Here is a 22734-nt window from a genome sequence, read left to right as displayed (position 1 = left end):
CTGCAGCACCTCGTAGGCCAGCCGCGGTCAGAGCACTCACGCAGGGTCATCCTCTACCGTGGGGTCATGCGCATCGCCTCATCCGCAGACCACCAACTCTGGATTCCTGTGACGGAATCATTCGGCTGGAAGGGACGCCGCCAGCGCAAGGCAGCATTGCGGATGCTGATGGGCCAGGCCGTGCAGACAGGAAGCGGACCCGTCCCTCGAGGAACGCGCGTCGGCGCGTGGGCGATCAGCCAGCTCGCACCGGCGATGATGAAGCGGGCCGATGGGCGCGTGCTGGTCTGGATGTGGAAGTCCGACCCCGAACTTGTGGTTGCCATGGCGACGACCCAGGAACTCACACACGATGTGCGCCGCGCAAGAGCGATGATGCCTATGGAGTACGACGACACCGAGTCGTTCACCTCACGACTGGGCGCGGGCGAGAAGCTGGTGATCTCGTTCCCAGAGCAGCCGTCCTCTCCCCCGTTCGCCACCTACACCTGGGACACCGGCACGCACCTGATCACTCTCACGGCCGTCGGCGGCTCTCGGGAGATGTTCGCCACGGTGATTCCGGCGCTCGACGACCTCGCGCGCAGTATCCGCATCGCCGACGACGTCACGGGCGGCGAGACACCGGGCGTGCTGCGGATCGATCCAGCCTGACTGGAAACACGATCTGCCCGAACCGCTCGTGGATGCCACCAGGATGTTCGCGCCGTAGAGACGTGCTGTTCTCCGTAGAATCGCCGGATGGCGTGAGACCGCGCCGCGGGGGAGGCTGGCGACAGTGAGGGCACGAACCACGTTCGGCGTGCTTCGTCTTGTCACGGCAGCCGTGTGTCTGACCGCGCTCATCCACCGCTTGTTCTGGGGCCTCGGTTCGCAGACCATTTCCGGTCGCAACTTCTTCGCATATCTCACAGTGGAGTCGAACTGCGCACTCGTCGTCCTGCTCGTCATAGGTGGCATCCTGGCGTTTCGCCGCGACGACGACCCTCGCTGGTTCAGCATCGCTCTCTCATTGGTGCTGACCTGGACAATCACGGCCGGCCTCGCATTCGCTCTGATCGTCTGGCAGGCAGGAGTCCGCGGCATCCGCGTGGATGTCCCCTGGTCAGATCAAGTGCTGCATTTCTGGCTGCCGGCCCTCACTGCGATCGCGTGGACGCTCACCCCCGGACACCGGTCGGTGCCGTGGTGGATCATCCCTGGCTCTCTCGTTTTTCCCCTGGCCTGGGGCGGGGTGACGATGTGGCGTGGGCCGATGATCGGCTGGTATCCGTACTACTTCTTGGATCTGCGGCAGGTCAGCGGCACCGGGGAGTTTCTGCTGACGAGCGGCATCGCCCTGGCGATCTTCGCGCTCATCGCGACGGTGCTGGCGGTGATTAGTCGGATCAGTCCGTCACGCCGGAAGGCAGGAACGCGTCCAGCGATGTGAGGGCTGCGACGAGGGCGTCGTCCTCTTCGAGTCCTGCGAACTCCTCGGCAGCCGCTCCGCCGAGGATTCCCACCAGCACGTTCTCGCCGGTGGCAGGAAGCAGATTGATCCAGGTGCGGACCAACTGGTCGCCGTCCACTGCGTGCCAGATCGTCGCCTCAGTGTCCCAGAACGGCTCGTCGTAGCGCAGCCAAACTGTCTCGATGTGCCCCATGCCCAGTGCGTTGATTGCGCCGCGGTATGTGAACGGCAGGGGCGGTGCGAACTCGATTCCTTCGCGCTGCAGCACGCCGAGCGGCACGGTGATCACCACCCGATCGAACGAGGTCGACTCCCCCGTGCCGAGACGCAGACTGACACCCGCATCGTCATAGGCGACGCGGGTTACTGCGGACGACAGGGTCAGCTGCGCGCCCTCCAGCATCTGCTGCACGACTGCGCCGAAGTCACTGACGATGCCTGATTTTGCCGGAATCGGCAGAGCAGGCGGGAACCAGGATGACACGGTGTCGGCATCCGCACCCGAGGTGGTGGTGAGGTACGCCAGGAGCGCGGCAAGGCCCGGCTCTTCAGGATCGGCGCCGGTCTCTGACAGCGCCTCAGTAAGTGAGACATCGGCCGGGAAGGATTGGGCTGCGGCGATCGCTTGCTCCAGCGACGCGTTGCTGACCGGGTCGAGGTCGCCCTCTGGGGAGCGCCAGAGAGCGGATGCCAGGTCCACAGTCTCGAGGCCGTCAAGGACAGGGCGACCGTCTTCCGGGGCGTCGCCGAGCAGCCATCCGCCGAGTTGGATCGGCATCGGCCAGTCGTCGTCGAGCTGCGAGTGGACGCGTCCGCCGACCCGATCGCGTGCCTCGAATACGGTGACTTCGATATCGGCATCCGCGAGCCGTGCGGCGACTGTCGCGCCGGCAAGACCGGCCCCGATCACGGCGATCCGCTCGCCGGGACCTGCCGTGGCGCGCACGCGCACCGCAGCACTCTCACCCGAGTGGATCGCACCGCGCATCGTGCCGGGATTATCGGCATCCGTCGCCTCGCCCGCGAAGAACAGCCGCCCTCCGACGGGCTCTGCCAAAGTCTCGCGGGTAGCCGACTGCACACCGATGCGGGTGAAGCTGACGGCGCCGCGCGAGAAGGGGTCTGTCGACCACGCGCTGCGCACGCTCGCGGCGGGAGCCGGCACCGTGGTTGTGGGCAGCGGAGTGGGCGTGCCAGTGGGGGTCGGCGTGGGAGCAGGTTCCGGCGTGCAGGACACGAGCAGCACGCTGAGGGCCCCGGCTCCGGCGCCGATCAGCAGCTCGCGACGCGTCATCCTCATGGTGTCGCCACACTACCCGTTCCGGCTGAACGAGGCTTCTCCAGCGTTCGACAAGCGCAAATGACTCCATCCGGTCGGGATTTGGAGCCATTTGCGCTTGTTGAAACTGCGGGCGGGGCTTTAGCCGCGCACGTATTCGGCGAGCACGACTCCCGACTCGTACGGCGTGATCGCGGTGGGGCGGAAATCGGCGGGTGCGTAACCTCGCCCTTCAAACAGCGGGATGCCGTCGCCGAAGAGCACTGGATTGCGCTTGAGTGCCAGCCGGTCGATCTCGTCGCGCAGCACGGCCGCAAGCGAGCCGCCTCCGCAGAGCCAGATCCCTTTACCCTCCTCAGCCTTGAGCTCGCGCACGACCTCAACGGGATCGAGGTCAGTGAACTCGACGTCATCCGAGCCATTCGGGGCACTGTGCCCACGCGTGAAGACAATTTGCCAGAGGTGGCGGTATGGGGACGGCAGATCGGGGAGTCCGACCGCATAGGTGTTCCAGCCCATGAGCACAGTGTCGAACGGGCCCCCTTCGACCGACAGGCCGGCGGCTGCGGCGAGCGCCGTCGGCGCTGTTCCGCCGTACTTCGACCAGATGTCCGCTGCATGGTCCCCCTCAACGAGGAATCGGTCGAATTCTCCGCCAGGGCCGGCGATGAAACCGTCAATGCTCACGGCGACGTAATAGGTGAGTTCTCGCATCATTTCTCCAATAACTACAGGTGCAGTGATTGGAGACTACAACAGGTGCAGTGGTTGCGCTAGAGTCATTCCCATGGCGAAGAACGAAGCACGCCGAGCGGTGCTGGCGGATGCCGGCATCACCGTGTTGGCGCGAGAGGGCTCGCGCGGCCTGACCCATCGGGCGATCGATGCGGAGGCCGGCGTTCCGATCGGCACGACCTCGAACTACTTCCGCAGCCGGGAGGCCCTCGTCACCGGGCTGTTCGAGCGAATCGGCGTGCGCCTCGCGCCCCCACCGTCAGATCTCGAGGCCCGTGCCGAAGAGCAGCCCAGCCGCGAACTCTTCGCCGACTACACGCGCGATATCGTGCGCCGTCTGACCACACAGCGCGAGGTGACGCTCGCGCTCTACGAACTGAGGCTCGAAGCAGCCCGCCGTCCAGAGCTCGCCGCTTCATTGGGCACGTGGCAACGCGCCGGGCTTGACGGCGATGTCGCGTTCAACGAAGCGGCGGGGCTCCCCGGCGGGCGACGCGAGATCACCCTGTTCCACTACGCGATTGAAGGTCTCGTCTTCGATCGACTCACATCACCCATCGATCCGGATACGTCCACCGACGACATCGTCGACGCGCTCGTCGCGGGGCTGCTACCCGGCTGAGAGTCGCCGCGCACGCCACGCTCTCGAGAACGCACAAACCGCCCTTCCCTGAATCCAGGAAGGGCGGTTTGTGCGTTGTCGGTCAGACCCTGACGTGGGTCATACGATGTTGTCGATCAGACCACTAGGTGAATCAGACCGCGACGTCGCCGATCAGGTTCACCTTGATGCCCATGCCGTCGAACATCGCTGCCTTCGCGATGAGTGCCTTGTCGGCGGTTTCAGCATCCGGTGCGTAGACGAGCTGTGCGTGGTTCGCCTTGTGGCGCGCCATGAACTGATCGCGCGAGACGCCGTTCAGTACGACGTGTGCGAGCGGCCACTCCGGGTTGGTGGCATCCTTGCGGCGCTGGGTCTCCGCCTCTGGGAGCTCGACGACGGCACCACGGAAGATGTCTGCCTGCAGGATGCCCTCGGCGATGAACACGCGCGACAGCACGATCTCACCGGGCTTTGACACACCGTTGAGGGTGGCGCCGCCTGCGGGGAAGAACACGTGGCCCTGACGCCAGCCTTCGGCCTTGTCCCAGCCCCCGAGGTGCGAGGCGGGCACGGAACCGGAGATCTCGTACGCCCAAACGAACTGGCCCTCGTAATCCTCGCCCCAGCGCACGTCGTGCAGTGTGTTGTCGGGAACGAGGCCCATCGCGCGCCAGACGCGGTCGGTGACCAGCGCGTCGACCGCGACGCCCTCATCGGCCTCGTTGAAGTGCGGGAACGCACGCCCCTCGTGCAGCACACGCGAGCCATCGCGCGAGGTGACCGGCGGGCGCTCGGTGGAGTTCAGGATGCCTTCGGCGAGGTCGGATGCCGGAACCAGGTCCTTCAGACCCTGCTGGTACTGGATGCCGACGGCGTCGAGTCCGAAGTCGTCGGAGATGCGCAGGGCAGCGATGTACATCTTCATCTGCCATTGCACCTGCTCGCGGGTGAGCTCGGTCGTGCCATCCTCACCGAAGCGGAACGTCATCCCGTGCTCGACGAGCCAGTCGAAGGCTGCGTCAGCTTCTTCCTCGGCAACATTGAGCATCTCGGCGTACAGCGCGGACTGCGACAGTCGCTCCTTGTAGATGCCGGTCTGGTTGAGCAGCTCGTCATCGAAGATGGCGTTGTACATCCCCATGCATCCCTCGTCGAAGACGCCGATGATGGCCTTCTCGTCGCGAAGCTGGGCGGCGAGCGCCTCGCCGAGCTGCTTTTCCGGGCTCTCCGGCAGCGCGGGGAGCGCACGCACGTGCGTGTAGTCGTGGGTGATGGTGCCGGTCTCAGTCCACTCCTTGAGGGTGGCCGTGAACCAGTCGTCAGTGAAGTCAACCGACCAGGTCGACGAGTAAGGCTTGTCCATCTTGGTGAGGCCAGCGTTCAGTCCGAGCAGACCGACGAGTCCCGGCCAGTCACCCGCGAAGTTCGCGACCGTGAGGATCGGGCCCTGGTGGGTGCGGAGTCCGGCGAGCACGTGGTGCGAGTACTGCCAGTTCGCGATCGCAACGATAAGCGGGGCGTCAGCGGGGATGTTCTTGAAGACTTCGAGGCCCATGCGCTGGCTGGAGATGAAGCCGTGGCCGGTGGCGGGGTCGACGTCGAAGGCGCGGACGACGCTCCACCCGAGCTCACCGAAGACGCGCGACACGCCTGCTTCGAGCGCGACCTGGGTCGGCCATCCGCCGACGTTCGCAGCCTCGCGCAGATCGCCGGAGGTGATCAGGTACGCGGTTTTCGGGGCGGATGCCGGGCGAGACGCCGGGGCGGGAAGGGTGTAGCTCATAGTGTTCTCCGTTACTGGTGGGTACAGACGCCGCGTTGGCAACTGTACCTGAAATCGATTTCAAGCCGCAAGTGGATGGGTACGGCACCCGTCCTCGGCATCCCGGAATCAGGAGGCTGTCTCGAGAACAGGAGGGCTCTGCAGAAACGTCCTGATCTCAGTCGAAGGTCCTGATTTCAGGACGAGGATCGGCGTCAACGCACCGCGCTGGCCGCTTGCACTTCGTTGCGCAGCACGACCGTGCGGGCCGGCTGCTGGTCTCCACGGATGCGTTCGAGCAGCATCCGTGCGGCGGTGACGCCCATGTGGCGCGCGGGCAGGCGCACCACGGTAACCGCCGTCGGCGAGAGTGTTGTGAACGGCAGCGAGCCGATGACGGCAACGCCGACCTTCGGCGGGGTGAGACCATGCTCGGTGAGAACCTGGATCGCGCCAACGCCGATGAGGTTGTTGCCGGCCACGACGGCATCGGGAGGCTCTGGCAGTGCGAGAAGCTCTTCCATGGCCGCACGGCCCCCGTCGACGCGGAAGGTTGCGAAGCGGAGCAGTTCAGGGTCGAGCTCGTGACTCGCCTTGTTCAGCGCATCACGCCACCCGGCCGCACGTTCGGCCGCCGTGTCGATGTGCTCAGGGCCGCCGATGTAGGCGATACGGCGGTAACCCGCATCGATGAGGTCGTGCGTCGCGCTCGCCCCCGCGGCGCGGTTCGCCATGATCACGCCGTCGATGTCGTAGGTGGTGCCGCGGTCGACCGCGACCACAGGCCGGCCTGTGGCGAGGATACCGTCGAGCTTCGACTCCTCGGATGCTGTCGCGATGATCACCCCCGACATGTGCTCGGCCATGGCGATGTCGAGGTACGTCGCTTCCTTCGCCAGCACCGAGTCGGAGTTGCAGAGCACAACGGAATAGCCGGCTTCGGATGCGACATCCTCGACCCCGCGCGCCATCTCGGTGAAGTACGGATTCTCGATATCAGGAATGATCAGCCCGATGACCTCAGAACTCTGGAGCCGCAACGAGCGCGCCATGCGATTCGGGACGAACTTCAGCTGTTCCGCCGCAGCGCGCACCGCCGCTACCTTCTCCGAGGAGACGTTCGTGCCGTTGAACACGCGTGAGACCGTCGCCGGTGAGACCTGCGCGAGCGCTGCGACGTCGTAGATCGTGGTCATTGTGGAGTTTACTGTAACCGATTTCATCACCTGTCCGACGGAGCACCCACGATGAGGCCGTGGGCGCTCCGTCGAGACTTCTATCTTCGGGCGTATCTTCGCGCGATCGTCGACAGTGCGACAGCGAGCACCAGGATGCCGCCCTTGAAGATGTACTGCCAGAAGGTCGGCGTGCCGAGCAGCGCGAGTCCGTTGAATCCGACGCTCACGACGAGCACCCCGATGAGCGTGCCGAGAATGTGGAACTCACCGTCGCGGAGTGTCGCGGAGCCGAGGAACACAGCGGCGAAAGAGTCCATCAGATACCCGTCGGCCGCACTGACCGTGCCGCTGCCCAAGATCGATGCCAGCAGCACCCCGGTGAGCGCAGCGCATGCCCCGGCAATCACGAATGCCGTGATCTTCGCCCGGTCGACCCGGATACCAGCGAGACGCGCCGCTTTCGGGTTAGCGCCCACCGCCTGAATCCGCTGGCCCATAGCTGTCCTGTTCAGCACGATCCACAGAACCGCGACGACGATCAACATGAACCAGATCGGATTCTGCACACCCATGAACCGGGCGAGCGTGATCCAGGTGAACTCTTCCGGCAGTTGGGTGATGGGAGACCCTGCGGTGTACCCGAATGCGAGACCGGTGAGAATCGTCCCCACGCCCAGCGTTGCGACGACGGCATTCACGCGCGCCTTGGTGACCAGAATCCCATTCGCTGCGCCGATGCCGCCACCGATGATGAGCGTGACGACGACGGCGACCAGAATCGGAAGGCCCTGGTTCGCGATGAATCCCGTAACGAGGACACCCGCGAGGCTCGCCATGTAGCCGATGCTGAGATCAAACTCGCCGACCACGAGCACCATTGTCAACCCGCACGCGATGATCGCCGTAAGAGAGGACTGGTTGACGATGCTCAGCAGGTTATTGGCAGTGAAGAAGGCGCCGTTGGGAACTGCGATGGCGAAGGTCACGATCATGATCGCCATCGCGATCAGCGTCCCGTACTTCGAGACGATCAGAAGGGCCGTGCCACCTGCTCTGCTTCGGGGCCGGATCACGACCTCAGGGGCGAGGGACATCTTCATTCGTCTTCCTTTCGTTCCCGCGCTCGAAACTGAGCGACAGGATTCGGTCTTCCGTGATCTCACGGCCGACGAGTTCTCCGGTCACCCGGCCTTCAGCCATCACGATGACGCGGTCACACAATCCGACAAGTTCCTCGTTGTCCGAAGAAATCGCCAGGACACCGGTACCCTGAGCGGCGAGTTCGCGGACTACACGATGCACCTCGGCTCTGGCCCCGACGTCGACACCGCGCGAGGGCTCATCAAGGATGAGCAGTCGTGGACGCTCCACCAACCACCGCGCGATCGCGACCTTCTGCTGGTTGCCCCCTGACAGTGATCCCACCGGATCAGCGACATCCCTGGCCTTGACGGTCACTGCGTCGGCAAGCAATCGGGCGCGACGCCGACCTTCCCGCATCCTGAGAAACGGCCAGAGGCGTGAACGTCGTAGCCCGCCCAGACTCGACACGTTGATGTTGAAATCAATGGATCGCTCCAGGAAGAGACTTTCACTTCGTCGCTCTTCCGGCACCAGACCGATGCCCGCGCGGACCGCATCAGCCGGTTCCCTGAAGCGGACTTCCTTGCCATCAAGGACAACGCTCCCGGCAACACGCGGACGGGCTCCGTAGATCAGGCCGGCCAGTTCCGTCCGCCCTGCGCCAACGAGACCACCGATGCCCAATACCTCACCGGAGTGCACCACCATTGAGACGCCGTGGACACGACTCCCATCACGCGCATCGTTCACGACAAGAATGGGAGCTCCATGCTCAGCCGGCTCCCGACCATGTTCGGCGATCTCGAGGTCTCTGCCCACGATCGCTCTCACCAACTCGGCTTTCGCAACTGACTCCCCCACGCGTCGATCCACGACCTGCCCGTCCTTGAAGACCGTGACGTCCTCGCACAATGCGCTGACCTCGTCGAGTCGATGCGAGACGAAAATCACGGCAGTGCCAGAGGCTGCGAGTTCCCGGATGATGGTGTGAAGTCGTCCGGCCTCTTCGGAGGACAGGGAGGCCGTTGGCTCGTCCATCGCGATCATCCGCGCATCGCGCATGAGGGCTCTGCCGATGAGCACCAACCACTGATCTGCGGGACCGAGATCGTCGACAGAGGTGTTCAGGCCAAACTTCATGCCGAGCCTTTCGGCGACAGCGCGGGCGCGAACCCGTGCGGGACGCCAATCGATGATGCCAAGACGCGTGGGAGGGTCCTGCCCGAGGAGCATGTTCCGCAGCACGCTCCACCCCGGAATCAGGCTCATTTCCTGGTGAATAAACGCGAGCCCCAACGTGGACGCATCACTCGGCGTGGCGATCTGAGCAGCGACTCCATCGACGATGATCTCGCCGGAGTCGGGATGCTCGATCCCCGCAAGGCACTTGATCAATGTCGACTTGCCCGCGCCGTTCGCTCCGACAAGCCCGTGCACCACACCTGCCCTGATGCTGAAAGCCACCTCACGGAGAGCGTGAACCCCGCCGAACGACTTACTCACCCCGTTGATCGAGATCAGTGGCCGTTCCTCCGCCTCCGCTCTCGTCACTTGGGACTGAACTCCGACCACCGATGGCACTAGTCGAGCGCTTCCGGGTGCTCTGCGAGGAAATCGTCGATGTTGTCAGCCGAAACGAGGATGCCGGGAACATCGACGGTACGCGAGCTGAAATCACCGGATTCGATCGCCGCCGCAGTTTCTTCGAACATCGTGCGCCCTTCGGCCCGCGCGTCCTCGAACACTGTGGCAGTAAGCGTGCCGTCCTGCACAGCCTGGATTGCCGTACTGGACCCGTTGATCCCGTAGGTGAGGATGTCAGTGCGCCCTTGTTGTTTGATCGCTGAGATCGCGCCGAGCGTTGGGTCCTCCCAGCATCCCCACACTGCGAGGTTCCCGCTGCCCTCAGGGTGCGCCGCCAGCCACGCGGTCGCGTAGCGTGCGCCATCCTGCAGGAAGCCGGGAATGTTGACCTCGTTCTTCGTGACATTGACGTCGGGAGCCTGCTCCGCCATCATCTCGTCGAACAGCACTTCACGATCACGGCACACCTGTCCGGTCCGGTAGGTGAGGGCCAGCACGTCGCCATCGCTCTCGATCGCGTCGATCATCGACTGCGTCGCAGGTTCGGCGAATGGCGCGCCGTCGCCTGCGACGACCACAATTCCCTTGCCTGCACCTCCGCCCCAGGTTGCGACGGGCACGTTCGCCTGTGAAGCAGCGTTCAGCCCCGTCCCCAATGAACTCGCCGGGAAAACAAGGTTAAATATCATCCCCGCATCTTTATTGACGAAGTTCTGAATCGCGGTGTTCGCCTGATCCGCATTACCCGCAGCGTCGACGACCTCCACTGTCCAGCCGGCCGCTTCAGCTGCCTCCGTTGCCCCTTCGATGACGCGGGCATTGTTGGCGTCTGTCGCACTGATGGTGACGATGCCGAGGAGCGTGCTGTCACTCGCGGTATTCGACGAGCCAGCCCCGCTGCTGTCGGGCACGCTGCACCCTGATAGACCGAGGACGACCGCGCACGCGACCGATGCCGTAAGAACTGCCTTGTTCTTCCACATGGATTTCTACTTTCTCGAAGGAATGATTCGTGATGGCTCCCCAGGTGCGAGGAGAAGTTCCGCGACCGAGAGCCGATCGTCGTATTGACGGGAGGGGTGTCTTTGGAAGGTGGCTGACTCGTGGACGATCACGAGCCTGTTCGTGTCACCGGCAGTGCGGGACATCTCGTCGATGATCTGGAGGCCCCTCCATCCGCTACCTCCTCCGAAGCCGATGTTCACCGGGGTGCCTGAGCCGCCGATGCCTTCTGCGTTCTCATAGGAGTACAGCGCGTCGCCAGTCACGACCCAGTTCTCATCGCCGTCCTCGACGACGACATACTGGCCACCCATCGTGTGGGTATCGAGCGCGGTGCGGATGTGCAGCCCTGGATACAAGTTCTCCACAGGACCGTCGAGGAGCTTCAGCTTCCCCTGCTCCGCCATGCCCTCGAGCAGCCGCACGTCGTCCGGATCGAGGGCGCCGATGATCGATTCATATAGGTCGGCGTTATCCAACGCCCACCGCGAACTCTCCAACTCGATCCGCTGGAGATAGAAGGTGGCGTTGGGGAAATAACGAACAGCTCCCGCATGGTCGTAGTGCGCATGGGTGAGGATCACAGTATCGATCTCTTCGGGCGAGACACCGAGCTTCGCGAGCACGACGTCCGGAGCCTGAAAATCGACGATGTTGTTCACATCATTGAAGGCACGGTTCGAACCGCGATTGTCGTGCCCGACATCGACGAGGATCTTGTGCCCGTTCCCTTCAAGATAGACATAGGAGTAGGCGAACATACGCGTCGAGCCGTCCCACGTCCCATAGAAGATGCACCCCACCGGGTGTTCCAGGCAGTGCGAGTACTCCAGCATCCACATGGAGTATGACTTCATTGTTCCCTCATTCCGCTTGCCGACTTTGGCTGCTGAAGCGACTCTATGGACGGTTTGTGTGCACGGTCAAAGCCGTGAACGCCTGTTTGACGCGGTATCGAATGCAAGCTCGGTTGTACCTTTGGAACGTCGTGCAGCCGACCTCAAGGCGGGCCTTATTATCGGTTAGTTACTTATCCAGACAGGTAGTGTGAACATATGACGGTGACGGGTGAGCCTTGGAAGGCGGTCGCATACGAAGAGCGGCAGTGGCACCCCGCCGCTGACGTCCGCGACTCATTCAGCCCACACCTCGCCGCCCCTGGCCCCTACCGCGCATCGATCCCGCCGCTCATCGCAGAGATCTCGGTGAATCTCGGTCCCGACAGTGTGAGCCGGGCACACGATGCGACCGCAGACTTGATCCGACTCGACTCGGAACTCGGACGCGAGAGTCGAGCGCTCGGGCCGCTGCTGCTGTTGGCGGAGTGCTCAGCGAGCTCAGCGATCGAGCGAGTGAGTGCCCCGGCGCTCTCGGTCGCCCTGGCGGGGATCGACGAGACGCTGGAGCCCCACGCCAGGCAGATCGTCGCCCACATGCGGGCAGATGAAACCAGCCTTGCGCGTGCGGGTTCCATCGACGAGGACACCATCGTGCATGTCCAGCGCACCCTGATGGCCGCGACGCGCCCTGACCGACGCGGGCGCTGGCGCAATCAGCAGATCTGGATCGGCGGTGGATCACGCGGACCGCAGCGCGCTTCATTCGTGCCTCCGCACGAATCTCGCGTGCCCGAGCTGATGACGGATCTGGTTGCCTTCATGCGCCGGCGCGATCTTCCTCCGCTCCCGCAGATCGCCATCGCCCACGCGCAATATGAGACGATCCATCCATTTCTCGAAGTGAATGGACGCACTGGACGCGCAATCCTGCAGGCGATGCTGCGGCGCGCCGATCTCACGCAGTCGACGGTGCTGCCTGTCTCGGCTGGGCTTCTCCAGGACACGGCCGGCTATTTCGACGCCCTGACCCGGTACCGAGCCGGACACGCCGCCGATATCGTCGACGTCTTCTCTCGAGCGGCGCACACAGCAGTCGCGACCACGCGTGTACTCATGGACGACCTCGACGCTGTTCGGGACTCCTGGGAGACTCGGCTGACCGCGCGGCGCGGCTCGTCGGCGCGACGGCTCGTCGACTTCCTTGTCCAACAACCCGCGATCAATTCACGGGTCGCGGTGTCGCGTCTCGGCGTCACCGCACCGAACGCACTTCTTGCGATCGACCGATTGGTGGATGACGGCGTGCTCACACAGATCGGATCCGGAAGGCGGAACCGCACGTGGGCCGCCCACGATGTGCTGCAGGCTGTTGATGCGCTCGCTGAGCGCTCCCGCCGTCAGCGCTGACTTCCCCGGCCTACGCCCCGCACGCCCGGCGGCCCGGCGGCCCACCGACGAACCTCAGCGATACAGCTCGACAACCTGGCGCACATCAGCACGCTCAGCATCCGTCGGCTCCGCGATCGCCATGCGGCAGTGTGTGTCGGTCACACCGAGCACGCGATAGCCCTCCTTCATCCGAGCCATGTCGCCGCCGATCAGCGAAACAACATCGTCGACTGCGACCTGAGCGGCTGCGATCGCCGAGGCATCCCCCGAGCGGCCGGCATCCGCCAACGCACGGAACGGCTTCGGCGTCACAGACGAGACACCAGAGACGACACCCTGCGCACCGACCTCGACGGCAGCGATCAGGTCGCGATCAGCGCCGGTGTACAGATCGAAATCAGCAGGAACCACCGCTCGGTACGCGGCGATCTCTTCCAGCGAGAGCTCGCTGATCTTCGCCCCGACGACGTTCGGCAGCGCCGACAGCCGCACCAGCAGCTCCGGCGAGACCGTGTTGCCGCTGCGCGCAGGGTAAATGTAGATGTACAGGCGTCCGTCGCCCACGGCATCCGACACTGCCTGGTAGTAGTCGAAGATCGAATCCTCGCTAGAGCGCAGGTAGTACGGAGTGAGAGCCGCGAACTCTGTCGCGCCGAGCTCGCGTGCGATACCCGTGAGGCGCACAGCTTCGAACGTGCTGGGTTGACCGACATGCACGACCACGCGCATCCGATCTGCGAGCTCAGCAAGTGCCGCCTCGACAAGCGAGCGGAACTCCGCAGCGTCCACCGCAGGGAACTCCCCCGTCGTGCCGAGAATGAACGCGCCCTCGTTGCCAGACTCCCCTACGAAACGGAAGATCGCGCGCGACCCTTCCAGATCAAGACTCCCGTCCCGATGGAACGCGGTAGGAACGGCAGTCAGGATGTCGTAACGGGTCACTTCTTGTTCTCCTTGTTCTTCCGGCGCGCACCGCGCCGGGTGGATGGTGTGCGCACCGTCGAGGTGAGCAGGTCGGGGTCGGCGGCAAGTTCCTCGTGCGCCTTCGAGATCTGAGTGAGGCTCTCGGTGTCGAGTACCGAATCGGCGAAGGACGCCCGCTTGTCACGCGGCTTGCGCGCCGAGCGGATCGCCGGCATGACGATCGAGAGCACGGCGAGCACGAGCAGCACGATCGCGATCGGGCTGACGACCTCGAAGAACGGCTTCGTGGGAAGAATCGCGAGAGTGCGGGCGAGATTCTCCTCGGCCAGCGGACCGAGCAGCAGACCGAGCACGACCGGCCCGGCCGGCACCTGCATCCGCTTGAGCAGCACGCCGACGACGCCGAAGACGAGCATCGTGACGACCGTCGCGAGGCTGTTTGAGGTGGCGTATGTGCCGATGATGCAGAAGATCAGGATGCCGCTCCACAGGTACGGCTGCGGAACGTCGAGCAGCTTCACCATGCCCTTCATGCGCACGAGGCTCAGCCCGAGCGAGAGCAGCGTGGCAACGAGCATGATGCCAACGATCGAGACGACCAGATCGGGCCGTTCGGTGAACAGTGTGGGCCCCGGGGTGATGCCCCAGATGATCATCGAACCGATCATCACGGCCATCACCGAGTCGCCGGGGATGCCCAACGCCATCGTCGTGGTGAGCGATCCTCCGAGCGTCGCGCTGGATGCCGTGTCGGATGCCGCGACGCCCTCGATCGAGCCCTTACCGAACTCCTCCGGATGCTTCGAAGCCTTGCGCGCGCGATCCCAACCGATGAGTCCGGCGATGTCGCCACCGGCCGCGGGGATGAGCCCGACACCGAGACCGACGGCTCCGGCAACTGCCGTCGCGCGACCACTCTGCTTGAACTCGGCCTTGTTCGGCCACCAGCGACCGAGGCTCGAGATCGGACGAACGTTGTTCTTGCGATACGTGAGCAGTTGGTCGAACAGCTCGGCGATACCGAAGAGCCCGATGATGACCGCGATGAAGTTGAGGCCCTCGACGAGGTCCAGCGATCCGAAGGTGAAACGCTTGTCTGCGGTGGCGGCATATGTGCCGACCGTGCCGAGCATGAGCCCGAAGAGGCCGGCGAGGATGCCCTTGAGCATCGACTTCGACGAGATGCCGATCATGATCGCGATGCCGAAGACCACGAGCGCGAACAGCTCGGGAGATTTGAAGTAGTCGCGGGCGAAGCTCGCGATCGGCACTGCAGCAACCGCGAACAACACGAGTGAGGCGAGGATGCCGACGGCAGAAACGATCGCCGACATCGTCAGCGCGAGTCCTGCCCTGCCTTGTTTGGCCATCGGGTAGCCATCGAGGGTCGTTGCGATGGATGCCGGGGTGCCTGGCGTGTTGATCAGGATCGACGGCACCCGGTCACCGAAGTTTGCGGCGACATAGATGGTGAGCAGCACGGCAAGACCCTGCACAGGTTCGAGCGTCATGGTGAAGCCGGCGGCGAGCGCGACAGCCATGGTGGCGGTAATGCCGGGGAAAGCACCAACCATGAAGCCGAGCAAGAGCCCCACGAGCATGTAGAGCAGGATCGAGATATCAAGGAGCGCGTCGAGCCCCTCCAGGAACGGAGTCATAGCGGAATCCTCAGGAGCATCCCGAATACGACGTAGATGAACGCCGTGACGGATGCCGTGTAGATGATGAGGCTCAGCCAGCGCCGGTGCCCGTAGACGAGCATCAGAGCGGCCATGAGCAGGGCTGCGGCAATCGGGAAGACTTCGATGCGGTAACCGAACAGGATGACCGAGCCGAGTGACCACAGGGCGATGAAGGCACCCGAGATCACGAGAGTTGCGCTCACCCGGGCGACCCCACCGGGCTGAATGCGCTCAGTGTCCTCACGTCCCGGTGCCGGCCGCGCGATCGCGAACACCAAAATAGTGATGGCCACGACAACGCCCGTCACTCCGAGCAGCATGGGCCAGAAGCGGGCATCGATCTGTCCTGCCGCAACCTCGCGGCGCAGATGGATCTGCGTCGACAGCGCCAGGTATCCCGCGGTAAACGCGAGTGCGACGATGGCGAACGCTATTTCGAGCGCGCGCGAGGGCGTCGCGCTTTGGTAATCGTCGCTCTCGGCGACTTCTGCAGACGACATGTGCTTCCTTCGACGAGGACGGATGACGGAGGCCGAGGTGTCCCGGCCTCCGTCATTGATGTCAGCCCAGCAGGTCCTGGAACAGGGTGAACTGCTCGCCGACGAACTCGGTGAACTCAGCCGAGTCACGGTAGACGACGAGGTTTCCGGCGTCTTCCTGGAACTGCGTGTAGGTGTCGGACTCTACGGCTTCCTTGATGGCGGCCTCGAGCGTGGCGTGCACGTCGTCCGGGAGACCGGCGGGAGCGTAGATTCCGCCCCAGCCACCGAAGATGAGCTCGGCGCCGATAGCTTCTTCTGCGGTCTCGACGTCGGGAGCATCCGGGTGGCGTTCGTCGTTCAGCACGGCGAGGATGCGCACGGCGCCACCCTGCGACAGTGCTTCACCGAGTCCGGAGACGGCTGCATCAGCTTCACCGGATGCCGCTGCTGCGACGGCTGGTGCGCCACCGTCGTACGGGACGGGAGTGACCTGACCACCGGTCTCGGTGCCGAAGGCGACACTGGCGGCTTCCCAGATGGAGCCAGCGCCGGAGTTGGCGATCGTGATGGGCGCGGCCTTCGCCTTGGTGACGAGGTCTTCCAGGGTCTGTACATCGCTGGCGGCGGAGACCGTGATGACGCCCGGCGCCAGCATGATTTGGCCGAGCAGGTCGAAGTTCTCCGGCAGAACGTTCGCGTCCTGCGTGGTGTTGAGCATGGCGATCTCGACCGGACCGAAGCCGATGACATAGCCATCAGGGTCTTGCTCTGCGACGTACTCCATCGCGAGCGCACCAGCAGCTCCCGGCATGTTCTCCGGAATCACGCTGACATCAAGGATGCCCTCGAGCTGGGTGGCCAGTGCGCGGGAAGACAGGTCAGAGCCACCCCCGGGGTTGGCCTGGATGATCAGGCGGATGTCCTTCTCGGGGAAGGACGATGCGGCTTCGCCACCCTCATCGACCTTCGTGCATCCGGACATAACCAGTGCTGCTGTGGTGAAGACCGCGGCGGCTGCCAGCGCGCGGTTCATGCGCTTGATGGGCATCTTTGCTCCTCTTTGAGTGCGAGTTGTCGTTGAGTGCAGTAGGGACTGACGGGCCGAGCGTAGCACTGTTCACTGTTGACAGTCAACAGTGAACGAACGCGTTCGGGCGTGCAGAAGCGAGTTCGCGGATGCCGCGACTCAGCGATTCTGGAGATCAGCGGCCGCAGCGGCCGCAGCCTGGCCAAGCAGCGCGACATCGTTTGCCGCGATGACGAAGTCGACGCCACGCTCACGCCAGTAGCGCGCCGCCTCGGCGCCGCTGCAATCGAGCCCCACTGCAGTTCCGGCAGCATGACTGCGCTCGATGATGCGCTCGATCATCGAGTGCATCTGCGGAGACTCCGCGTATGTCTGGCGGCCGAGCCCGGCGCTGAGCGAGAGATCATTCTGCCCGATGTACACGGCATCGACATCCGGCACTGCCGCGATCGCGTCGATGTCGGCATACGCCGCCGCCGTCTCAATCATGACGATGCAGGCTGCCGTGCGGTCGCCTTCTTCGTGATCGGGGAAGCGCTCGTGCACTCCCTGCCACAGCGGACCCCAACTGCGCGTTCCGCGCGGCGCGTAGTGACACGCGGAGGCCGCTGCTTCTGCTTCGGCAGCGCTGTTCACCATCGGCACGATCACTCCATCGGCACCGAGGTCGAGTGATCGCATGATCAGGTCGGGGGTATTCCAGGGGACGCGCACGATCGCCGGCGCTCCGCCCTGCCGCACGGCCTCAACCAAGGCATCCGCAGAACTCATCGTCGAGTAGCTGTGCTGGAGGTCGATCGTGATGAAGTCGAAGCCCGCGCGCGCCATCACCTGCGTCGTTACGGCGTCATCGAGGAACACCCAGGCTCCACTCATCGCGTGCCGCGCGCTAAGTCGTTCTCGAAACGAGGCGGCGTCGACGTGGGGGCTGATGGTTTCAGGCGCGGTGGTGGCAAGCACAGTCACGTCGCCGACTTCCGCGCGGCGGAGGTACGCCACGCCTCAAGCATCCGCTCACGCGAACCGTCGAGGTGGTCTTCCAATTCCGCCAGCACAGCCGCGCTGTCACCACCCTCGATGAGGTCGACCAACAGCGCGTGTCGCGCGGTCGTGACGTGCAGATCATCGTCGACGAGCACGGTGACCCGAAGCAACGCCATGGTGATCGGCTCGTACTGTCGCCACACCGCGGCAAGTCGGCGATGCCCGGAAAGGTCGCACAGCATGCTGTGGAAGATCACATCTACACGGGCGAACTCATCTGAATCTGCGGCATCCGCCGCTCTGCCCATGGCCTCGACGACCGCACGCAGCGCTCCGAGATCGGGAGTTTTGTCCAGCGCCATGGTTATCGACATCGCCAGCGACTCGAGCGCACCACGCAGAGAATAGAGTTCGCGAATATCACGCGCATCGAGGCTCTGGACGAGGTAACCCTGGCCCTGCTTGGCAATCAGGCCCTCGGCCTCGAGGATGCGGAACCCATCACGCACCGGGCCGCGGCTGACGTTGAGGGAATCGGCGAATTCCGTCTCTACCAGGCGCTCACCCGCCTCGAGATCGCCCCTGACGATCGCATCGCGAATATGGTTCGCAACCTGGGTTCCGAGCGCTTCACGCACGACCGTCACCGGTTGAAGTCTGGTGGCCACGCTGCTCTCCGCCCGTCTACAAAACTGTCTACAGTTAACAGTCGTGCGATCAGGCTACCGCAACATGGGCCGCAAGCGCGATGATCGGATGCAGAGCGACCCTGCAAGTCAGTCTTCGTTGCCGAAACCCCGCGGCTGCCACAGCACCACATCGGTCGAGCGACGGATACGGCGACCGCTGAAGACAGGAATCACTCCGCTCGCACCGGCCGCGAAAACGCGCACGCCGGGGCGGTTAACTCGCTCAGAGCGCAGGGCGCTCTGAAGATCAAGGACTCGACGGCGTAACAGCTGCACTTCGTCCTCGAGATCGAGCAACCGCGCGATCGCGGGAAGGCTCATGCCCTCGGCACCGAGCCTGGCGACCTCACGCAGCTGCTGGATATTCCGCGCCGAGTAGCGGCGTGAGCCGCCGCGCGTGCGGCCGGGCACTACCAGCCCGATGCGGTCATACTGGCGCAGCGTCTGCGGGTGCATGCCCGCGAGTTCGGCCGCGACGGCGATCGCAAAGACCAGGGCATCTTCATCCGTGGTCATCGCGATCACCTCCGCAGCTCGTACTCGTCATCATCAGGCCTGCGCCTTCGCCATCAACTCGGCGCGCGGGTTCTCCTTCGATTCCAGCTCGTGGAACTTCTCGAGCGCCTCGCGTGCGGCGTCATCCAGATGCGTGGGAACCGCGACCTGCAGCTCGGCGAGTAGATCGCCGGTGCCCTTCGCCGTCTTGACTCCACGCCCCTTGACGCGCAGAACGCGACCGGACGGCGTGCCTGGTGCAACGCGGAGCTTGACCACGTCGCCACCGAGAGTGGGCACTTCGATGGTCGCGCCGAGCGCCGCCTCGGTGAAGGTAACAGGCACCGTCAGCCGCAGGTGCAGACCGTCACGCGTGAACACCGGGTGCGGACGCACCTTGATCGCCACCACGATGTCGCCATTTTCTCCGCCATCCGGCGAAGGGCGACCACGACCGCGCAGACGAATCTTCTGCCCATCAGCAACGCCAGCAGGGATCTTCACTTTGAAAGGCTTTCCATCCTCGCCCTGCAACGTGATCGTCTCGCCCTGCACAGCAGTGGCGAAGTCGAGCGTGGTGCGCGCCGTAATGTCGATGCCCTTCTGCGGACCACCCTGACCACGGAATCCGCCAGTCGTCTGCCCGAAGCGACCGGAACCGAAGCCGCCCTGCTGCCCCTGATTGAACATCGCGAAGATGTCCTCAAAGTCGGCATTGCTCTGGCCCCGGCCCTGACCGTATCGGCTGAACACGTCTTCGAAGCCGCCCGCACCAGCACCGCCCGCAGTGAAACGCGCACCAGAGCCCATGGCCCTGATCTCGTCGTATTCCTTGCGCTGCTCCGCGTCAGAGAGCACCGAGTACGCCTCGCTGATCTCCTTGAACTTCGCTTCGGCCTTCGCATCCCCCGCATTGGAATCCGGGTGATACTTGCGCGCCAGCTTTCGGTACGTCTTCTTCAGATCCGCGTCAGCGACATCTTTGGAGACGCCGAGCGTCTTGTAGAAGTCCTTGTCGAACCAATCTTGGCTGGCCATCGATCACCTACTCTGCAGGAACAGCGACGACGACCTTCGCCGGGCGCAGCTCAACGTCACCGAGGCGGTATCCCACCTCGACGACCTCGAGGATCGTCGAACCCTCGGCGCCTGGAGTCGGCTGCTGGAAGATCGCCTCGTGATGCTGAGGGTCGAATACCTCACCCTTCTCGCCATACGCGACAACGCCCAGTCGCTCCACGACCGTGCGCACCTTCTCGCCGATGGCGAAGAAAGGCGTGCCCTCGTCGAGGTCACCGTGCTGCGTGGCGCGGTCGAGGTCGTCAAGCACCGGGAGCAGCCCCTTGGCCACCTCGCCCTTGGAACGCGCGATCTCTACGTGCCGCTGCTCTTCGGTGCGCCGACGGTAGTTGGCGTACTCGGCCTGCAGCCGCTTGAGGTCGTTGAGTAAGGCGGACTCCGCGTCAGCGAGCGCCGCGTCACCGGCTTTTGCCGCCTCGTCGCTCTGCGTAGCGTTCAAGATGTCTTCAATCGTGAAGTCATCGTCAGATCCCTCCGCAGAGGCAGCCTCTGCGGAGTTGGGGTTCTCCTGCGACGCAGGGCCGGATGCCACAGCATCCGACCCCTCGTCCTCAGGAAGAACCTCGCCGTTTTCGTCGAAGTTCTTGTCCGTCATGGTTACTTCTTCTCATCCTCGTCGTCGACAACCTCAGCGTCGATGACATCTTCTTCATCAGAAGCGTCACCTGCGGGGGCTTCACCCTCGGCGGAGCCACTTGCCGCAGCATCTGCCTGCGACTGAGCGTAGATCGCTTCGCCGAGCTTGCTCTGCGACTCGTTCAACTTGTCAAACGCCACCTTGACGGCGTCGTCATCCTCGCCAGCCAGAGCCGTCTTCAGAGCGTCGACGTCAGCCTGGACCGTCTCCTTGACGTCCGCAGGCAGCTTGTCTTCGTTCTCCTTGATGAGCTTCTCGATCGAGTACGAAAGCGTCTCGGCCTGGTTGCGCTGCTCGAGAGCCTCGGCGCGCTGCTTGTCCTCGGCCGCGTTCTCCTCGGCTTCGCGAACCATGCGCTCGATGTCATCCTTCGACAGCGACGAGCCGCCGGTGATGGTCATCGACTGCTCCTTACCGGTGCCCTTGTCCTTTGCAGACACGTGCACGATGCCGTTGGCGTCGATGTCGAATGTGACCTCGACCTGCGGGACGCCACGGGGAGCCGGGGCGATGCCGGTCAACTCGAACGTTCCGAGCGGCTTGTTGTCGCGAGTGAACTCGCGCTCGCCCTGGAAGACCTGGATCGCGACGGACGGCTGGTTGTCGTCTGCCGTGGTGAAGGTCTCGCTGCGCTTGGTGGGGATCGCGGTGTTGCGGTCGATGAGCTTGGTCATCCGGCCGCCCTTGGTCTCGATTCCGAGGCTCAGTGGAGTGACGTCGATGAGCAGCACATCCTTGCGCTCGCCACGCAGGACTCCAGCCTGCAGAGCGGCGCCGACGGCGACGACCTCATCCGGGTTTACGCCCTTGTTGGCGTCCTTACCGGTCTCGCGCTTGACGAGCTCAGCAACGGCAGGCATACGCGTTGATCCACCGACGAGCACGATGTGGTCGATATCGGCGACCTTGACGTTCGCCTCGCGGATGACATCCTCGAACGGCTTCTTGGTGCGGTCGAGCAGGTCCTTGGTGAGGTCCTCGAACTTCGCGCGGGTGATGGTCTCCGAGAGCGAGACGGGGCCAGACTCAGTCAGCGACAGGTACGGCAGGTTGATGCTCGTGCTGGTCGAGGAGGAGAGTTCCTTCTTCGCCTGCTCGGCGGCTTCCTTCAGACGCTGCAGCGCGATCTTGTCGCCAGAGACGTCCACACCGGTGGTTTCCTTGAACTGCTTGATGAGGTGATCGACGAGGCGCTGGTCCCAGTCGTCACCACCGAGGCGGTTGTCACCAGAGGTGGAGCGCACCTGAATGGTGGAGAAGTCGTCGTCCTTGCCCACTTCGAGCAGTGAGACGTCGAACGTTCCGCCACCGAGGTCGAAGACCAGGATGAGCTCATCTTCCTTACCCTTGTCGAGGCCGTATGCGAGGGCGGCAGCGGTGGGCTCGTTAATAATGCGCAGGACGTTGAGGCCCGCAATCTCGCCGGCCTCCTTCGTAGCCTGGCGCTCGGCGTCGTTGAAGTACGCAGGCACGGTGATGACGGCATCCGACACGGTGTCACCGAGGTACGACTCAGCATCACGCTTGAGCTTCATGAGGATGCGCGCGGAGATCTCCTGCGGCGTCCACTTCTTACCATCGACGTCGAAGGTCCAGTCGGTACCCATGTGACGCTTGACGGATGCGACGGTGCGGTCAACGTTCGTGACAGCCTGACGCTTGGCGGTCTCGCCGACGAGGATTTCGCCGTCCTTCGTGTATGCGACGACCGAAGGGGTCGTGCGGAAGCCCTCGGCATTGGCGATAACCTTCGGCTCACCACCCTCAAGGACGCTGACGACGGAGTTCGTCGTACCAAGGTCGATTCCAACAGCACGTGCCATGCG

22 protein-coding genes are annotated in these 22734 nt (G+C 64.0%); 4 read left to right on the top strand and 18 right to left on the bottom strand.

Going from position 1 to position 22734, the window contains the following annotated elements; all coding sequences use genetic code 11:
• The first annotated feature begins 66 nt into the window (after positions 1-66).
• Together AC1C2Q_RS11025 and AC1C2Q_RS11020 are read left to right on the top strand one after the other, a co-directional pair.
• Entirely contained in the window at positions 67-654 is a 588-nt protein-coding gene (locus AC1C2Q_RS11025) for a hypothetical protein (protein WP_495450113.1), read from the top strand.
• Between the two features lie 124 nt (positions 655-778).
• Positions 779-1432, top strand: coding sequence for a Pr6Pr family membrane protein (locus tag AC1C2Q_RS11020; RefSeq protein ID WP_495431158.1), 654 nt, complete (start codon positions 779-781; stop codon positions 1430-1432).
• Here the strand turns inward: AC1C2Q_RS11020 and AC1C2Q_RS11015 are convergent.
• Together AC1C2Q_RS11015 and AC1C2Q_RS11010 are read right to left on the bottom strand one after the other, a co-directional pair.
• Entirely contained in the window at positions 1389-2747 is a 1359-nt protein-coding gene (locus tag AC1C2Q_RS11015; protein WP_495450112.1) for a flavin monoamine oxidase family protein, read from the bottom strand. The two genes, AC1C2Q_RS11020 and AC1C2Q_RS11015, sit on opposite strands and share 44 nt — an antisense overlap.
• Before the next feature lie 126 nt (positions 2748-2873).
• Positions 2874-3446, bottom strand: a complete 573-nt coding sequence (locus tag AC1C2Q_RS11010; RefSeq protein ID WP_495450111.1) for a dihydrofolate reductase family protein — start codon at positions 3444-3446, stop codon at positions 2874-2876.
• Positions 3447-3519: 73 nt separating this feature from the next.
• On the opposite strand from AC1C2Q_RS11010, the gene AC1C2Q_RS11005 reads away from it, so the two are divergent.
• A complete protein-coding gene (locus AC1C2Q_RS11005) occupies positions 3520-4089 on the top strand; it encodes a TetR/AcrR family transcriptional regulator (RefSeq protein ID WP_495450110.1) in 570 nt (189 codons plus the stop codon).
• Between the two features lie 133 nt (positions 4090-4222).
• On the opposite strand, the gene AC1C2Q_RS11000 is transcribed toward AC1C2Q_RS11005, so the two are convergent.
• The 6 genes from AC1C2Q_RS11000 to AC1C2Q_RS10975 all read right to left on the bottom strand — a co-directional run bounded on the left by AC1C2Q_RS11000 (position 4223) and on the right by AC1C2Q_RS10975 (position 11537).
• On the bottom strand, positions 4223-5854 hold the full coding sequence (locus AC1C2Q_RS11000) for a fucose isomerase (RefSeq protein ID WP_495450109.1): 1632 nt from the start codon (positions 5852-5854) through the stop codon (positions 4223-4225).
• A gap of 194 nt (positions 5855-6048) precedes the next feature.
• On the bottom strand, positions 6049-7029 hold the full coding sequence (locus AC1C2Q_RS10995; RefSeq protein ID WP_495450108.1) for a LacI family DNA-binding transcriptional regulator: 981 nt from the start codon (positions 7027-7029) through the stop codon (positions 6049-6051).
• An 80-nt stretch (positions 7030-7109) separates the two neighbouring features.
• Positions 7110-8111 (bottom strand): ABC transporter permease, encoded by a 1002-nt coding sequence (locus AC1C2Q_RS10990; protein WP_495450107.1) that lies wholly within the window; start codon positions 8109-8111, stop codon positions 7110-7112.
• Positions 8089-9597 (bottom strand): sugar ABC transporter ATP-binding protein, encoded by a 1509-nt coding sequence (locus AC1C2Q_RS10985; protein WP_495450106.1) that lies wholly within the window; start codon positions 9595-9597, stop codon positions 8089-8091. Before AC1C2Q_RS10985 ends, AC1C2Q_RS10990 begins: the two co-directional genes overlap by 23 nt.
• A gap of 77 nt (positions 9598-9674) precedes the next feature.
• Positions 9675-10589, bottom strand: a complete 915-nt coding sequence (locus AC1C2Q_RS10980; protein WP_495450104.1) for a sugar ABC transporter substrate-binding protein — start codon at positions 10587-10589, stop codon at positions 9675-9677.
• A 78-nt stretch (positions 10590-10667) separates the two neighbouring features.
• Complete coding sequence (locus tag AC1C2Q_RS10975; protein ID WP_495450103.1) at positions 10668-11537, bottom strand: MBL fold metallo-hydrolase; 870 nt, start codon at positions 11535-11537, stop codon at positions 10668-10670.
• 198 nt (positions 11538-11735) lie between these two features.
• Between AC1C2Q_RS10975 and AC1C2Q_RS10970 the strand changes: the two genes are divergently transcribed.
• Complete coding sequence (locus AC1C2Q_RS10970) at positions 11736-12926, top strand: Fic family protein (protein WP_495450102.1); 1191 nt, start codon at positions 11736-11738, stop codon at positions 12924-12926.
• 54 nt (positions 12927-12980) lie between these two features.
• Here AC1C2Q_RS10970 and AC1C2Q_RS10965 read toward each other — a convergent pair whose 3' ends face one another.
• The 10 genes from AC1C2Q_RS10965 to dnaK form a co-directional block, all read right to left on the bottom strand.
• Positions 12981-13850 (bottom strand): dihydrodipicolinate synthase family protein, encoded by an 870-nt coding sequence (locus AC1C2Q_RS10965; protein ID WP_495450100.1) that lies wholly within the window; start codon positions 13848-13850, stop codon positions 12981-12983.
• Complete coding sequence (locus AC1C2Q_RS10960) at positions 13847-15490, bottom strand: tripartite tricarboxylate transporter permease (protein WP_495431146.1); 1644 nt, start codon at positions 15488-15490, stop codon at positions 13847-13849. Before AC1C2Q_RS10960 ends, AC1C2Q_RS10965 begins: the two co-directional genes overlap by 4 nt.
• Positions 15487-16014, bottom strand: coding sequence for a tripartite tricarboxylate transporter TctB family protein (locus tag AC1C2Q_RS10955; protein ID WP_495431145.1), 528 nt, complete (start codon positions 16012-16014; stop codon positions 15487-15489). The genes AC1C2Q_RS10960 and AC1C2Q_RS10955 overlap by 4 nt, the downstream gene beginning before the upstream one ends.
• Positions 16015-16075: 61 nt before the next feature.
• Positions 16076-17044, bottom strand: coding sequence for a tripartite tricarboxylate transporter substrate binding protein (locus AC1C2Q_RS10950; protein WP_495450099.1), 969 nt, complete (start codon positions 17042-17044; stop codon positions 16076-16078).
• A gap of 138 nt (positions 17045-17182) precedes the next feature.
• Complete coding sequence (locus AC1C2Q_RS10945) at positions 17183-18022, bottom strand: HpcH/HpaI aldolase family protein (RefSeq protein ID WP_495450098.1); 840 nt, start codon at positions 18020-18022, stop codon at positions 17183-17185.
• Complete coding sequence (locus AC1C2Q_RS10940; RefSeq protein ID WP_495431142.1) at positions 17986-18675, bottom strand: GntR family transcriptional regulator; 690 nt, start codon at positions 18673-18675, stop codon at positions 17986-17988. The genes AC1C2Q_RS10945 and AC1C2Q_RS10940 overlap by 37 nt, the downstream gene beginning before the upstream one ends.
• Before the next feature lie 108 nt (positions 18676-18783).
• The gene (locus AC1C2Q_RS10935; RefSeq protein WP_495450097.1) at positions 18784-19212 is read right to left on the bottom strand and encodes a heat shock protein transcriptional repressor HspR; all 429 of its coding nucleotides are present in this window, start codon (positions 19210-19212) and stop codon (positions 18784-18786) included.
• Positions 19213-19245: 33 nt separating this feature from the next.
• Positions 19246-20229 carry a DnaJ C-terminal domain-containing protein gene (locus tag AC1C2Q_RS10930; protein WP_495431140.1) on the bottom strand — a complete coding sequence of 328 codons (984 nt, stop codon included), beginning with the start codon at positions 20227-20229 and terminating at the stop codon, positions 19246-19248.
• Positions 20230-20236: 7 nt separating this feature from the next.
• Positions 20237-20866, bottom strand: coding sequence for a nucleotide exchange factor GrpE (locus AC1C2Q_RS10925; protein ID WP_495431139.1), 630 nt, complete (start codon positions 20864-20866; stop codon positions 20237-20239).
• Between the two features lie 2 nt (positions 20867-20868).
• A complete protein-coding gene (gene dnaK / locus AC1C2Q_RS10920; protein WP_495431138.1) occupies positions 20869-22731 on the bottom strand; it encodes a molecular chaperone DnaK in 1863 nt (620 codons plus the stop codon).
• Positions 22732-22734: the final 3 nt, after the last annotated feature.

The sequence above is a fragment of the Microbacterium sp. Y356 genome, assembly GCF_059445355.1.
Note: the sequence above shows the minus strand (reverse complement) of the source record. Positions and strands in the feature narration are given on the sequence as shown.

Bases quoted from the DNA above. Each gene is read 5' to 3' on its own strand.
- AC1C2Q_RS10935 (WP_495450097.1), bottom strand. From the start codon at position 19,212: ATGACCACGGATGAAGATGCCCTGGTCTTTGCGATCGCCGTCGCGGCC.
- AC1C2Q_RS11025 (WP_495450113.1), top strand. From the start codon at position 67: ATGCGCATCGCCTCATCCGCAGACCACCAACTCTGGATTCCTGTGACG.
- AC1C2Q_RS10955 (WP_495431145.1), bottom strand. From the start codon at position 16,014: ATGTCGTCTGCAGAAGTCGCCGAGAGCGACGATTACCAAAGCGCGACG.
- AC1C2Q_RS10925 (WP_495431139.1), bottom strand. From the start codon at position 20,866: ATGACGGACAAGAACTTCGACGAAAACGGCGAGGTTCTTCCTGAGGAC.
- AC1C2Q_RS11015 (WP_495450112.1), bottom strand. From the start codon at position 2,747: ATGACGCGTCGCGAGCTGCTGATCGGCGCCGGAGCCGGGGCCCTCAGC.
- AC1C2Q_RS10990 (WP_495450107.1), bottom strand. From the start codon at position 8,111: ATGAAGATGTCCCTCGCCCCTGAGGTCGTGATCCGGCCCCGAAGCAGA.
- AC1C2Q_RS10995 (WP_495450108.1), bottom strand. From the start codon at position 7,029: ATGACCACGATCTACGACGTCGCAGCGCTCGCGCAGGTCTCACCGGCG.
- AC1C2Q_RS11005 (WP_495450110.1), top strand. From the start codon at position 3,520: ATGGCGAAGAACGAAGCACGCCGAGCGGTGCTGGCGGATGCCGGCATC.
- AC1C2Q_RS10975 (WP_495450103.1), bottom strand. From the start codon at position 11,537: ATGAAGTCATACTCCATGTGGATGCTGGAGTACTCGCACTGCCTGGAA.
- dnaK (WP_495431138.1), bottom strand. From the start codon at position 22,731: ATGGCACGTGCTGTTGGAATCGACCTTGGTACGACGAACTCCGTCGTC.
- AC1C2Q_RS10970 (WP_495450102.1), top strand. From the start codon at position 11,736: ATGACGGTGACGGGTGAGCCTTGGAAGGCGGTCGCATACGAAGAGCGG.
- AC1C2Q_RS10950 (WP_495450099.1), bottom strand. From the start codon at position 17,044: ATGCCCATCAAGCGCATGAACCGCGCGCTGGCAGCCGCCGCGGTCTTC.
- AC1C2Q_RS10930 (WP_495431140.1), bottom strand. From the start codon at position 20,229: ATGGCCAGCCAAGATTGGTTCGACAAGGACTTCTACAAGACGCTCGGC.
- AC1C2Q_RS11010 (WP_495450111.1), bottom strand. From the start codon at position 3,446: ATGCGAGAACTCACCTATTACGTCGCCGTGAGCATTGACGGTTTCATC.
- AC1C2Q_RS10960 (WP_495431146.1), bottom strand. From the start codon at position 15,490: ATGACTCCGTTCCTGGAGGGGCTCGACGCGCTCCTTGATATCTCGATC.
- AC1C2Q_RS11000 (WP_495450109.1), bottom strand. From the start codon at position 5,854: ATGAGCTACACCCTTCCCGCCCCGGCGTCTCGCCCGGCATCCGCCCCG.